The organism is Phycicoccus jejuensis (genome assembly GCF_044797865.1).
Taxonomy (GTDB): domain Bacteria; phylum Actinomycetota; class Actinomycetes; order Actinomycetales; family Dermatophilaceae; genus Phycicoccus; species Phycicoccus jejuensis.
The window spans coordinates 3302269-3314949 of record NZ_CP085209.1 but is presented as its reverse complement, the minus strand read 5'-3'; the positions used below and the strand labels follow the sequence as shown (position 1 = coordinate 3314949).

Genomic DNA, 12681 nt, shown 5'->3' with positions numbered 1-12681 from the left:
CGGCTCAGCCCTCGGCGGGGGCGCGGACCTCGCGGCGCAGGATCTTGCCGGTCGGGCCCTTGGGCAGCGCGTCGACGACCCACACCTTCCGGGGGTACTTGTAGGCCGCGATGCGCTCCTTCGTGAACGCGATGATGTCCTCCGGCGTCGCGGTCGAGCCCTCGCGCAGCGCGACGGCCGCACCGACCTGCTCGCCGAGGAGGTCGTCGGGCAGGCCGACGACGGCGACCTCGAGGACGTCGGGGTGCTGGTAGACGACCTCCTCGACCTCCCGGGGGTACACGTTCATCCCGCCGCGCAGGATCATGTCCTTCTTGCGGTCGACGATCGTGAAGTAGCCCTCGTCGTCCATCGTCGCGAGGTCGCCGGTACGGAACCAGCCGTCGGGGATGGCCTCCGCGGTCGCCTCGGGCTTGTTCCAGTACCCCTTCATGACGTTGTCGCCACGGATGGCGATCTCGCCGACCTCGCCGACCGGCACCTCGTTCCCGTCGAGGTCGACGCACCTCATCTCGCACCCGGGGATGGCCACGCCGATGGTGCCCGGCTTGCGCTCCTTGTCGGGCATGTTGAAGCTCGCGACGGGGGAGGTCTCGGACAGGCCGTAGCCCTCGAGGATGACGCAGCCGAACTTCTCCTCGAAGGCCTTCATCACCTCGAGCGGCATCGCGGACCCGCCACTGGCACAGGTGCGCAGCGAGCTGGCGTCCATCCCGTCCGAGCTCGGGTGGTTGAGGATCGCGGCGTACATCGTCGGCACGCCCTGCATGATCGTCACCCGCTCCTTCTCGATGACCTCGACCGCGGCCTGCGGGTCGAAGCGGGGGATGAGGGCGAGCGAGGCGCCCGAGATCGTCGCCGCGTTGAGCCCGACGACGAGCCCGAACACGTGGAAGAGGGGCAGGCAGCCCATGACGACGTCGTCGGCGGTCATCTGCTGGATGACCTGCGCCGAGCGCATCGCGTTGAGGTGGATGTTGCTGTGGGTCAGCTCGGCGCCCTTCGGGCGGCCGGTCGTCCCGGAGGTGTAGAGGATGATCGCGGTGTCGTCGTCCTCGCGGGGGGTGGGCTCCGGGAGGGGCGTGCCGCCCTCGAAGTCCTCCGGGCCCATCGCGCCCGTCGTCACGACCCGGGTGCCGCTGTTCTGCGCCCCCTTGACCGCCTCGTCGACGAAGTCCGGCCAGACGAAGGCGATCTTCGCGCCGGAGTCGGTGAAGAAGTAGTCGATCTCGCCGGACTTGAGGAGCGGGTTCATCGGGACGACGATGCCGCCGGCGAGGAGGATGCCCCAGTAGACGACCGGGAAGGCCGGCACGTTGGGGAGGATGACGGCGACGCGGTCACCGGGCTGGATGCCGTTCTCGCGCAACGTCCCCGCGACCTTGGCGGCCATGCCGTGCAGCTGGGCATAGGTGACGCCCTGGCCGTTGACCCGCAGCGCGTCCTGCTCGGGGTGCGCCGCGGCGGTCGTCGTGAGGTTGGTCGAGAGGTTGGTCATCGGTGCTCCTGGGTCCGGCGTCGGTGACGGACCCCCATCCTCGTACGCCGGGGCGCGCTCGCGCCAGAGGTCGGTCGACCCGGCTCTCCTCGTGTCGAGGCGCGGGACCGCTCAGTCCTCGTCGACCGGGCGGACCTCGACGACCGGGTGGGCCCGCAGCAGGACGCGGGCGGCCTCGACGACCGCGTCCCGATCGCTCGCCTGCACGACGTAGAAGCCCGAGAGCTGCTCGGCGGTCTCGGCGAAGGGCCCGTCGGTGACGAGGGCGTCCCCGCTCGGGTCCCGGCGCAGCGTGGCGACGCCGGCGCTCGGACCGAGGGCCGCGCCACCGGTCACCGACCCGCCGGCGGCGCGCAGCCGCTCGACGAACTCGACGTCGGTGTCGTAGGTGGCCTGGCGCTGGTCGGCGGTGGCGGCCAGCCAGGCCGCCTCGTCGTCGGCGGGGAACATGACGATGAACTCGGGCACGGTGGGCATCCTCTCGTGGGGGCGGTCACCGGGACGACGAGCGAGCGGCCCGGTTCTCGACAGCCGCCCTCCCACGACCTCGCACGGCGGCGGGCTAGCCTCGCCGGATGACCGCCGCCGACGAGCTGCTCGCCTCCTGCGAGGGCCTCCTCGACCAGTACGAGGCGCTGTGCCGTGAGCTGGGCGAGCACCACGTCAACGCCCGGCTCGACGAGGTGCCCGGGTCGAACAGCGCCTTCGCGCTCGTGACGCACGTCGCGGGCGTCATGGCGCGGTGGGGGAGGACCGTCAACCGCGGCCTGCCCGTGCCGCGCGACCGGGACGCGGAGTTCCGTGCCGCGGGCACGGCGGAGGAGGCGCTCGCCCTGCTGGCGCGCGCCCGCCGCGACCTGGCCGACGACGTGCGCGCCGCGCGGCTCGGGCACCCGCCCGTCGCACCCCCGCCGGACCAGCCGGACGCGTACCCCACCCAGGGTGCGGTCCTGCTCCACGTCCACGAGGAGCTCGCCCAGCACCTCGGGCAGCTGGAGGTGACGCGCGACATCGTCCTCGAGCGTGCCCGCCGCCAGGCCGGGCAGCGCTAGGGTCCGTCGCAGGAGGGCGGGGGGTCCGTCCGGGAGGGACGGTCGTGTCGGCCTCGATCACCAGCGTGCTGTCGATGCTCCTCGTGGTGGCGCACCTCGTGCCGCCTCTCGTGGGGCTCGTCCTCGTCGCCCGGCGGCGCACCCGCGCGTCGTGGCGGACCTTCGCCCTGCTGTCCTTCGGCATCGGCCTCGTGAGCGGGGTGTCGCAGGCCGCCATCACCGGGAGCTTCTGGTTCGGAGGCACGTGGGGGATGGAGGTGTACCCGGTGCTCTCGCTGCTCCAGACCGCGCTCGGCCTGGTGTCGCTCGTCGGTTCGGCGCTCGGCGTCGCGGCCGTCCTCGCCGACCGCCGGGACGACGAGCCCGCCCCGCCGGCCGCGTCGGCGCCCGGGCCGTACCCGCAGGGCTGACGCGCGCCGGGCCGTCGGTGGTCTGCGGCAGGATGGGCGGGTGAGCGAGACCCCGACCGACCCCGCCGCGCAGGAGCCCGCCGCCACCGTCCCGGACGAGGTCCGGCACGAGTGGGAGACGCTGGCCGAGGAGGCGCGCGGCCACCAGTTCGCCTACCACGTCAAGGACGCGCCGACGGTCAGCGACGGCGAGTACGACGCGCTCATGAAGCGCCTCAATGCCCTCGAGGACGAGCACCCCTCGCTGCGCACGCCCGACAGCCCGACCCAGCAGGTCGGCGGGGCGACCTTCTCCACGGACTTCACGGCCGTCGACCACCTCGAGCGGATGCTCAGTCTCGACAACGCCTTCTCCGCCGAGGAGCTCGCGGCGTGGGCCGCCCGGGTCGAGCGCGACGCCGGGGGAGCGTCCTTCCACTGGCTGTGCGAGCTGAAGATCGACGGTCTCGCGATCAACCTGCTCTACGAGAACGGCCGGCTCACCCGCGCCCTCACCCGCGGCGACGGGCGCACCGGTGAGGACGTGACGCTCAACGTCCGCACCATCGACGGCGTCCCCACCGAGCTGCACGGCGACGACGTGCCCGAGCTCGTCGAGGTGCGCGGCGAGGTGTTCTTCCCCATCGAGGCGTTCGGCGACCTCAACGCCTCGCTCGTCGAGCAGGGTCGGCCGCCCTTCGCGAACCCGCGCAACGCCGCCGCGGGGTCGTTGCGGCAGAAGGACCCCCGCGTCACCGCGACCCGCCCGCTGCGGATGCTCGTCCACGGCATCGGCGCCCGGCGCGGCTTCGACATCACGCGGCAGTCGGAGGCCTACGACCTGCTCCACGCGTGGGGCCTCCCCACGAGCACGCACTACCGGGTCCTCGGCAGCGTCGAGGACGTCCAAGCCTTCGTCGACGGCTACGGCGAGCGCCGGCACAGCGTCGAGCACGAGATCGACGGGGTCGTCGTCAAGGTCGACGAGCTCTCGGTGCAGCGGCAGCTCGGCTCGACCAGCCGCGCGCCGCGCTGGGCGATGGCGTTCAAGTACCCGCCGGAGGAGGTCAACACGAGGCTCCTCGACATCCAGGTCAACGTCGGCCGCACCGGCCGGGTCACGCCGTTCGGGGTGATGGAGCCGGTCACCGTCGCGGGCTCGACCGTCTCGATGGCCACGCTGCACAACGCCCACGAGGTCGTGCGCAAGGGCGTGCTCATCGGTGACACCGTCGTCCTGCGCAAGGCCGGCGACGTCATCCCCGAGATCCTCGGCCCGGTCGTCGCCCTGCGCGACGGCTCGGAGCGCGAGTTCGAGATGCCGACGCACTGCCCGTCGTGCGGCACCGAGCTCGCCTACGAGAAGGAGGGCGACAAGGACATCCGCTGCCCCAACTCGCGGTCCTGCCCGAGCCAGCTGCGCGAGCGGCTGTTCTCGCTGGCCGGACGCGGCGCGTTCGACATCGAGGCGCTCGGCTGGGAGGGCTCGACGGCGCTGCTGGAGTCCGGCGTCCTCGACGACCCCGAGCTCGGCGGCCCGAGCGAGGCGATGGTGTTCTCGCTCACGGCTGCCGACGTCGCCCGCGTGCCGCTCTACACGCGTGCGGCCAAGAAGACCGACCCCGAGGACGCCGTCGTCGACGGTCGGGTCCTGTCGGCCAACGGGCAGCGGCTCGTCGACAACCTCGGCTCCGCCAAGGACCAGCCGCTGTGGCGCGTGCTCGTCGCGCTGTCCATCCGGCACGTCGGGCCCACGGCCGCCCGGGCGCTCGCGCAGCACCTCGGCTCGATGGAGCGCGTGCGTGAGGCGAGCCTCGAGGAGCTCGCCGGCGTCGAGGGCGTCGGGCCGGTCATCGCCCAGGCGGTCCGCGAGTGGTTCGACGGCGAGGGGTCCGACTGGCACCGGCGCATCGTCGAGCAGTGGGCCGCCGACGGCGTGCGGATGGAGGACGAGCGCGACGAGTCGGTCGAGCAGACCCTCGCCGGCCTCACCGTCGTCGTCACCGGCTCGCTCGAGGGGTACTCGCGCGACGAGACCAAGGAGGCCATCCTCGCGCGCGGCGGCAAGGCGTCCGGGTCGGTCTCGAAGAAGACCGACTACGTCGTCGTCGGCGCCAACGCCGGCTCCAAGGAGGACAAGGCGCGCGAGCTCGGGCTGACCATCCTCGACGAGGCGCAGTTCACCCGCCTGCTCGAGACCGGCTCACCCGACTGAGGCCCCCGCCCGCGCGCGTCAGTGGTGGCCCTCGATCTGGTTCTGGATCGCCGCGTTGATGTTCTTGCCGGCGTCGCTCGCGTTGCCCGGCACCCCGTCCCGGAACGCCTCGCGCACGACCTTGGCCCAGAGGGCGGGGTCGTTGGCGAACAGGTGGCGGTACTGCGGCTTGACGTTGACGAGGTTCATCGCGTCGCGCACGGACATCCCGTTGAGCAGGTGGGCGGGGTCGTTGACCACGTTGCTCCACCGCAGGTTGGGGTGGTTCGGCACCGAGTAGCGGTTGCCGAGGAAGCGCGGGATGTCGTTGAGGATGTCGCGGAGCTCGTGCATGAGGCTGTCGAGGTCGGTGACCGAGTTCTTGAGCCCGGTGATCTTCGGACCGATCTCGGCGACGAGCGCCGACACGCGGGTCGTCGCCTGGTGGATGACCAGCGGGGTCGCCGCGCCGAGGGTGATGACGAGCTCGGCGACATAGCTGCAGATCGCCCCGGCGATCTGCGCCAGGGCGTCGCGCAGCAGCCCGTGGACGAAGCCCACGATGACCGCGGCGGCCTCGGTGCCGATCGACATGGCCCGGGCGGCGCCGGACCAGAACGACAGGCGGTCGGACATCTCGTCGATGTGCTCGCGGTAGCGCGTCATGTTGGGGCCGGACATGCCCTCGAGCTTCTGGTTCGCCCCCATGACGAAGGTCGTGTTGCTCGCCGAGAGGCTGTTGGCGACGTTGAGCCACGTGCCGGCGAAGGCGCTGACCTCCTCGGGGTTGCCCGCGAGGTCGTCGAACCAGCTCTTGATGGGGTCCAGGTGGTCGATGACCCACCCGATGCCTGCGGCGAACAGGCTGCCCAGCGGGTCACTCACCGTCGCCACGACGTCGAACCCGACGGCCACGCCCGACAGCGCCGCGTCGACCCAGCTGCGGTCGCCGATGGCCTGGCACAGTGAGGTGCCCGAGTCGATGAGACCGGCGCCCGAGGTGGCCGACCGCTCGCCCGGGGCGACGACGAGGTCGCTCATCGGCCGGCCCCCGCGACGTTCCCGGCGGCGCTCGCGTCGTCGTCCTGGTAGTTCGTCACCTGCGTGCGCAGGATGGTCACCGTCTTGCCGAGGTCGGCGGCGGCGTTCGAGATGCCGGTGTTGACCGCGCCCGCGAAGAGCCCGACCGTGCTCGCGAGGAACTGGTTGATGACCCCGAAGGACGACCCGTCGAGCGTCGTCTCCGCGGCCGTCGAGCTCGAGCGCACGTCGGCCTCGATGCCGGCCAGGCTCACGGCATGCTGCTGGATGCCCGTGGGGTTCACGTCGTACTGCACGGTGTTCCGTCCCTCCCGAGGTCCCTCGACCCCTCCGCCCGTACGATATGCGGACTCGCCACCCCTGACGATGGGGAGCGCTCCCCGCCGGGTGTCGGGGTGGGAATCTCGACCGAAGGGACGACCGATGGCCTGGGGGCTGCGGCTTCTGCTCGTGCTGGTGGGGATCGGGGTGGTCGGCATCGCTGCCCTCGCCCTGTGGCTCATCGTCCGCCCGGTCGTCACCGAGGCGCTCCGTGCACGCGCGACGGGGGACTGGTGGGTCCCGTTCCTGCCGAACGCAACCGGCGGATACGGGCCGCTGGCCGAGAACCACTGGTGGTCGGCCATGCGCGCCGAGACCCCCGGGTCGTCCGGCGGACTCGCGGTGCGCTGGGGCTTCTGGGCCCTCATGAGCGTGCTGCTCGTCGTCGCCGCGGGCAGCATCGTCGTCAACGTCCTGCGTCTCCTGGCCCGAGGCTGGTCGGCGGTCGGCTAGGACGCGGTCGGCTTCCGGCTCACCACATTCCGCCGCCGGACGGCGGCGGGGGCGGGGGACGCCTCGGTCCGCGGTCGCCCTCGTCGGTCCCCGTGCGCAGCACGGCCGGCCGGTGGAGCGCACCGGCCTCCCACTGTTCGCGGACGGTGCGGACCTCGGAGGCGTCCTCGCCGAACGCGTCCTCGGCGGTGCGTACGACATGGCGGGCGACCTCGGCCCGGGCACGTGAGATGGCCTCGCCCACCCGCGCGGCCAGCGCGTCGCCGCCGTCGGCGCAGGCGCTCGTCGCGATGCGCAGGTCGACGAGGGCTCCGGTGCCGCTCACCGTCGCTCGCACGCCCTCGTGCTCGCCGGCGGCTCGCTGCTGCTCGGCGGTGCGACGCCACTCGAGGGCGGTGCGCGCGCGGGTGGCGAGCCGGTCGAGCTCGGCCTGGCCGAGCCCGTCGATGCGGCTGAGGTCGTCGAACCCGCTCACCAGGCACCTCCCTGCGGTCGGGGGCGGGGGTCCGGCTCGTCGCGCTCGGCGCGGGGGGTGAGCCGCTCGACCTCGTCCGTCACCGCGGCCGTGGTGGCCGACCCGGGTCCCCACGCCGCCGCGGTGGACTCCTCCGTGCGCCGGCGCAGGTCGCGCTGGGCCTCGGCGTGCGCCTCGAGCACGGCCTGGGCGACGGCCTGACCGCCGTGGCCGGCGGCGGTGTCGCTGATGCCGAGCCCGACGACGGTGCCGCCCAGGTCGACCTCGACGCTCACGCCCCCGCGCAGGGCCGTGCCCCGGCCGGTGAGCTGCTCCATCTCGCGCACCCAGACGCCGGACCGCTGCGCGCGCTCGTGCGCGGCCTCGACCTGGGCGTCGATGTCTCCGTAGCCGTTCCCGGCCGATGACCCCACCATGGGCGCCACCCTAGAGGACCGGCGCTCCCCCGGGGCGTGGTCGCGACGGCTACCGTGCGGGGGTGGTCGACGACGCGCGCGAGGTGGTGGTCCGGGTGCAGCGAGGGCTGCGCCTCCTGGCCACCGTGATCATGGCGCCCCTCTGCCTGGGCATCCTCCTGGCGGTCGTCGACGCGGCCCGCGCCGGCGACCCCGGCGTCCCGCTAGGCCGTTCGGGGTGGACGGGCTACGTCGTCGGCGGCTGGCTGGTGTCCGGCCTCCTCCTCGTCACGATGGCGGGGTCGCTCCTCGTGCTCTGGCGCACGGAGGTCCGCGTCGGGCCGTGGACCGTCACCCGGCGGACGGTGTTCACCCGGCGGGAGACCGGACTGCAGGACCTGCGACGCGTCGTGCTCCGCGGGCCGACGACCGTCTCGCCCACCGGCCCTCGGCCCGCGGCCGTCCTCCTCGTCGACAAGGACGGTCGGACCGCGGCCGCGCTGCGGCCCAGCGAGACGGGCTTCCCGGAGTCCCTGGCCGTCGTGCGCGGCTGGGTGGAACGCCGTCCCGACCTCGTGCGGGACGAGGACACCGCGGCGCTGCTCGCGGCCGTCGGTCCCCGCACCCCCGCCTGAGCGGGTCCTGCTACTCGACGGGGGTGCTGCGCAGCGCCCGAGGCGCGTTGAGGTCCAGGGCCACGGCCACGACCCGGATGACGAAGACCAGTCCCACGCACAGCCAGGCCGTGAGGGGCGTCAGGGCGTCGAGGTCGTGCAGGAGGACGACGAGCGCCGCCCCGACGAGGGCCGGCACGGCGTAGAGTTCGCGCTGGAGCACCTCGGGGACCTGGCGGGCGAGGACGTCGCGGAGCATGCCGCCGCCCACCGCCGTGATGCCCCCGATGAGCGTCGCGGCCAGCGGCCCGGCCGACCGGTCGAGGGCGACGAGGGCGCCGCTCACGGCGAAGACCGCGAGCCCGGCCGCGTCGAGCAGGCGCACGACCGACGAGACGCGGCGTCGCCGAGCGTGCGGGCGGGTCGAGGACGACTGCTCCCACGTGCCGTGGAGGAGGAACACCCCGAGGCCGGCGGTCACGGCCGCGGCCAGCAGGCGCCAGTCGCTCACCGCCACCGGCGGGGTGATGCCGAGGAAGAGGTCGCGGATGATCCCGCCCCCGAGGCCGGCGACCCAGCCGAGCACGAGGATGCCGAAGAGGTCCAGCCCCCGACGGACCGCGACGATGGCGCCCGAGAGGGCGAAGACGAAGACCCCGACGACGTCGAGGACCGTCTGGAGCGACGCGGTGTCGGTGAGCACCGGCCGATTCTCGCAGCGGCACGGGCCGGCGCGCCGTGGGGGACCGGGTCGGGCACGGGCTCCCCGGCGCGTGAGCCGGCTGGGCGCCGCGCGGCCGTGACCGCGTGCCCCCATAGACTGACCGCCATGGCCGACCTGACCCGCGACGACGTCGCGCACCTCGCCGGGCTCGCCCGGATCGACCTCTCGGACGCCGAGCTCGACCGCATGGTCGGGGAGCTGGGCGTCATCCTCGAGTCCGTCGCGACGGTGCAGCAGGCCCCGATCGCCGACGTCGAGCCGATGAGCCACCCGCTGCCGCTCGTCAACGTGACCCGCCCGGACGTCGTCCGGCCGTCGCTGACGCCGCAGGAGGCGCTCGCCGGTGCCCCCGAGAGCGAGCAGCAGCGCTTCAGCGTGCCCCGCATCCTGGACGAGGAGTGACCGACCGCGTGACCACCGACCTGACCCGCGCCACCGCCGCCGAGCTCGCCGACCTCCTCAACGCCGGCTCGGTCTCCTCCCGCGAGGTGACCCGCGCGCTGCTCGACCGCACCGCCGCCGTCGACGGCGCGGTGCGCTCCTACCTGCACGTCGACGAGGACGGCGCGCTCGCCGCCGCCGACGACGTCGACCGCCGTCGCGCCGCGGGGGAGGAGCTGCACGCCCTCGCCGGCGTCCCCATCGCCGTCAAGGACGTCATGGCGACCCGCGGGCTGCCGACGACCTGCGGCAGCCGCATCCTCGAGGGCTGGGTGCCGCCGTACGACGCGACCGTCGTGCGCCGCCTGCGCGAGGCCGGCATGCCGATCCTCGGCAAGACGAACATGGACGAGTTCGCGATGGGCTCCTCGACCGAGCACAGCGCGTTCGGGCCGAGCCACAACCCGTGGGACCTCGACCGCATCCCCGGCGGTTCGGGCGGCGGCTCGTCGTCGGTCGTCGCCTCGTTCCAGGCGCCGCTGGCCATCGGCACCGACACCGGCGGCTCGATCCGCCAGCCGGCCGCGGTCACCGGCACGGTCGGCACCAAGCCGACCTACGGCGGGGTCTCGCGCTACGGCCTCGTCGCGCTCGCGTCCTCCCTCGACCAGGCCGGCCCGTGCAGCCGCACCGTGCTGGACTCGGCTCTCCTGCACGAGGTCATCGCCGGGCACGACCCGATGGACTCGACGTCCGTCGACGCCCCGGTGCCCGCCGTCGTCGAGGCCGCGCGCCGCGCCGACGTCAGCGGGATGCGCATCGGCATCGTCCGCGAGCTGACCGGCGAGGGCTTCCAGCCCGGCGTGCAGGCCCGCTTCGACGAGGCCGTCCAGCACCTCGTCGACGCCGGGGCCGAGGTCGTCGAGGTCTCCTGCCCGTCCTTCACCTACGCGCTCGCTGCGTACTACCTGATCCTCCCGAGCGAGGCGAGCAGCAACCTCGCCAAGTTCGACGCGATGCGCTACGGCCTGCGGGTCACCCCGGACGGCATCGATGCGCCGAGCGCCGAGCAGGTCATGGCCGCGACCCGCGACGCCGGCTTCGGCGACGAGGTCAAGCGCCGCATCATCCTCGGGACCTACGCGCTCTCGAGCGGCTACTACGACGCGTACTACGGCTCCGCGCAGAAGGTGCGCCGGCTCATCGCCGACGACTTCGCCGCTGCGTTCGAGACGGCCGACGTCCTCGTCACGCCGACCGCGCCGACCACCGCCTTCAGGCTCGGCGACAAGCTCGACGACCCGATGGCCATGTACCTCAACGACATCGCGACGATCCCGGCCAACCTCGCCGGCATCCCCGGCCTGTCCCTGCCGAGCGGCCTCGCCGACGAGGACGGCCTCCCGGCCGGCTTCCAGGTGCTCGCCCCGGCGATGGCCGACGAGCGGCTGTACTCGGTGGGCGCGGCCCTCGAGGCTCGCCTCGCCGCGGCCTGGGGAGGCCCCCTGCTGGACTGCGCGCCCGACCTGACGGAGGTGTCCCGATGAGCACGACGACCGGTGAGCGCACGCTCTCGTTCGACGAGGCGCTGGCCTCGTTCGACCCCGTCATGGGCCTCGAGGTGCACGTCGAGCTGGGCACGAACACGAAGATGTTCTGCGGCTGCCCGACCGAGTTCGGCGCCGAGCCGAACACGCAGGTCTGCCCGGTGTGCCTCGGCCTGCCCGGCGCCCTGCCGGTCGTCAACGCGGTCGCGGTCGAGTCGGCCATCCGGATCGGGTTGGCGCTCAACTGTTCCATCGCGGAGTGGTGCCGGTTCGCCCGGAAGAACTACTTCTACCCGGACATGCCGAAGAACTTCCAGACCTCGCAGTACGACGAGCCGATCGCCTTCGACGGCTACCTCGACGTCGAGCTCGAGGACGGCTCGACCTTCCGCGTCGAGATCGAGCGCGCGCACATGGAGGAGGACACCGGCAAGTCGCTGCACGTCGGCGGCGCGACGGGTCGCATCCACGGCGCCACCCACTCGCTCGTCGACTACAACCGGGCCGGCATCCCGCTCATCGAGATCGTCACGAAGCCGATCGTCGCGACGCGCGAGAAGGCCCCCGAGGTCGCGAAGGCCTACGTCGCGACGCTGCGCGACCTGCTCAAGGCGATGGACGTCTCGGACGTGAAGATGGAGCAGGGCTCGATGCGCTGCGACGTCAACCTCTCGCTCATGCCGCGCGACGGCGACACCTTCGGCACGCGCACCGAGACCAAGAACGTCAACTCGCTGCGCTCGGTCGAGCGGGCCGTCCGCTACGAGATCGGCCGGCACGCAGCGGTGCTCACCGACGGCGGCTCCATCACGCAGGAGACCCGCCACTGGCACGAGGACACCGGCATCACGACCTCGGGCCGCGTCAAGTCCGACGCCGAGGACTACCGCTACTTCCCGGAGCCCGACCTCGTGCCCGTCGCACCCTCGCGCGAGACGGTCGAGGCGCTGCGGGCCACGCTGCCCGAGCCGCCGGCCGCCCGCCGCAAGCGGCTCCAGGCCGACTGGGGCTACAGCGACCTCGAGATGCGCGACGTCGTCAACGCCGGGCTCGTCGAGCTCGTCGAGGACACCGTCGCCGCCGGCGCCTCGCCCGCGGCCGCCCGCAAGTGGTGGTCCGGCGAGATCGCGCGCCGCGCCAACACCGAGGGCGAGGACGTGCCGTCGTACGCCGCGCGCCTCGGCGTCACCCCGGCGCACGTCGTCGAGCTCGAGGGCCTCGTCACGAGTGGCCGCCTCAACGACTCGATGGCCCGGCAGGCCTGGGAGGGCGTCCTCGACGGCGAGGGCACGCCCACCGCCGTCGCCGACGCCCGCGGCCTGGAGCTGGTCCAGGACACCGGGGCGCTCGAGTCGGCCGTCGACGCCGTCATCGCCGCCAACCCCGACGTCGCCGCGAAGATCCGCGACGGCAAGGTGCAGGCGGTCGGTGCGCTCATCGGCCAGGTCATGCGCGAGATGAAGGGTCAGGCCGACGCCGGCGCGGCTCGCGCCATCATCCTCGAGCGGCTCGGCCAGGCCTGACCTGCGAGGTCCTGTCGCCCTCCTCACGCGGGGGCGCGTGGGGATGACCCGCGTGCCCCACGGGTGCATGATCG

Annotated in this window: 15 protein-coding genes; 8 read left to right on the top strand and 7 right to left on the bottom strand. The window is 73.3% G+C overall.

Features of this window, described 5'->3' with window-relative positions; translation table 11 throughout:
- Positions 1-4 precede the first annotated feature (4 nt).
- Positions 5-1498: a long-chain fatty acid--CoA ligase gene (locus LG324_RS15730; protein WP_404349428.1), complete on the bottom strand. Its 1494-nt coding sequence runs from the start codon at positions 1496-1498 to the stop codon at positions 5-7.
- A 111-nt stretch (positions 1499-1609) separates the two neighbouring features.
- Positions 1610-1966, bottom strand: a complete 357-nt coding sequence (locus LG324_RS15725) for a YciI family protein (RefSeq protein ID WP_030527860.1) — start codon at positions 1964-1966, stop codon at positions 1610-1612.
- Positions 1967-2073: 107 nt separating this feature from the next.
- Between LG324_RS15725 and LG324_RS15720 the strand changes: the two genes are divergently transcribed.
- The 3 genes from LG324_RS15720 to ligA are packed head-to-tail and all read left to right on the top strand — an operon-like array spanning position 2074 to position 5154.
- Positions 2074-2550, top strand: a complete 477-nt coding sequence (locus tag LG324_RS15720) for a DUF664 domain-containing protein (RefSeq protein ID WP_404349426.1) — start codon at positions 2074-2076, stop codon at positions 2548-2550.
- A gap of 44 nt (positions 2551-2594) precedes the next feature.
- Complete coding sequence (locus LG324_RS15715) at positions 2595-2960, top strand: hypothetical protein (protein ID WP_404349423.1); 366 nt, start codon at positions 2595-2597, stop codon at positions 2958-2960.
- Between the two features lie 40 nt (positions 2961-3000).
- Positions 3001-5154 carry an NAD-dependent DNA ligase LigA gene (gene ligA / locus LG324_RS15710; protein ID WP_404349421.1) on the top strand — a complete coding sequence of 718 codons (2154 nt, stop codon included), beginning with the start codon at positions 3001-3003 and terminating at the stop codon, positions 5152-5154.
- 18 nt (positions 5155-5172) lie between these two features.
- On the opposite strand, the gene LG324_RS15705 is transcribed toward ligA, so the two are convergent.
- Positions 5173-6174, bottom strand: a complete 1002-nt coding sequence (locus LG324_RS15705) for a hypothetical protein (RefSeq protein WP_404349418.1) — start codon at positions 6172-6174, stop codon at positions 5173-5175.
- A complete protein-coding gene (locus LG324_RS15700) occupies positions 6171-6470 on the bottom strand; it encodes a hypothetical protein (RefSeq protein ID WP_404349415.1) in 300 nt (99 codons plus the stop codon). The genes LG324_RS15705 and LG324_RS15700 overlap by 4 nt, the downstream gene beginning before the upstream one ends.
- A gap of 127 nt (positions 6471-6597) precedes the next feature.
- Between LG324_RS15700 and LG324_RS15695 the strand changes: the two genes are divergently transcribed.
- Positions 6598-6948 carry a hypothetical protein gene (locus LG324_RS15695; RefSeq protein ID WP_030527866.1) on the top strand — a complete coding sequence of 117 codons (351 nt, stop codon included), beginning with the start codon at positions 6598-6600 and terminating at the stop codon, positions 6946-6948.
- Positions 6949-6967: 19 nt separating this feature from the next.
- Here LG324_RS15695 and LG324_RS15690 read toward each other — a convergent pair whose 3' ends face one another.
- Positions 6968-7423, bottom strand: a complete 456-nt coding sequence (locus tag LG324_RS15690) for a hypothetical protein (RefSeq protein WP_207023376.1) — start codon at positions 7421-7423, stop codon at positions 6968-6970.
- Positions 7420-7839, bottom strand: a complete 420-nt coding sequence (locus LG324_RS15685) for a YbaB/EbfC family nucleoid-associated protein (RefSeq protein WP_207023374.1) — start codon at positions 7837-7839, stop codon at positions 7420-7422. The genes LG324_RS15690 and LG324_RS15685 overlap by 4 nt, the downstream gene beginning before the upstream one ends.
- A 62-nt stretch (positions 7840-7901) precedes the next feature.
- Between LG324_RS15685 and LG324_RS15680 the strand changes: the two genes are divergently transcribed.
- Positions 7902-8453, top strand: a complete 552-nt coding sequence (locus LG324_RS15680) for a hypothetical protein (protein WP_404349411.1) — start codon at positions 7902-7904, stop codon at positions 8451-8453.
- A 10-nt stretch (positions 8454-8463) separates the two neighbouring features.
- Here the strand turns inward: LG324_RS15680 and LG324_RS15675 are convergent, their stop codons facing one another.
- A complete protein-coding gene (locus LG324_RS15675; RefSeq protein ID WP_030527870.1) occupies positions 8464-9135 on the bottom strand; it encodes a trimeric intracellular cation channel family protein in 672 nt (223 codons plus the stop codon).
- 126 nt (positions 9136-9261) lie between these two features.
- Between LG324_RS15675 and gatC the strand changes: the two genes are divergently transcribed.
- From gatC to gatB, 3 genes are read left to right on the top strand one after another with little or no spacing between them, the layout of a single operon-like run.
- Positions 9262-9558, top strand: coding sequence for an Asp-tRNA(Asn)/Glu-tRNA(Gln) amidotransferase subunit GatC (gatC, locus tag LG324_RS15670; RefSeq protein WP_030527871.1), 297 nt, complete (start codon positions 9262-9264; stop codon positions 9556-9558).
- An 8-nt stretch (positions 9559-9566) separates the two neighbouring features.
- The gene (gene gatA / locus LG324_RS15665; protein ID WP_404349406.1) at positions 9567-11084 is read left to right on the top strand and encodes an Asp-tRNA(Asn)/Glu-tRNA(Gln) amidotransferase subunit GatA; all 1518 of its coding nucleotides are present in this window, start codon (positions 9567-9569) and stop codon (positions 11082-11084) included.
- The gene (gene gatB, locus LG324_RS15660) at positions 11081-12607 is read left to right on the top strand and encodes an Asp-tRNA(Asn)/Glu-tRNA(Gln) amidotransferase subunit GatB (protein ID WP_030527873.1); all 1527 of its coding nucleotides are present in this window, start codon (positions 11081-11083) and stop codon (positions 12605-12607) included. The genes gatA and gatB overlap by 4 nt, the downstream gene beginning before the upstream one ends.
- Positions 12608-12681: the final 74 nt, after the last annotated feature.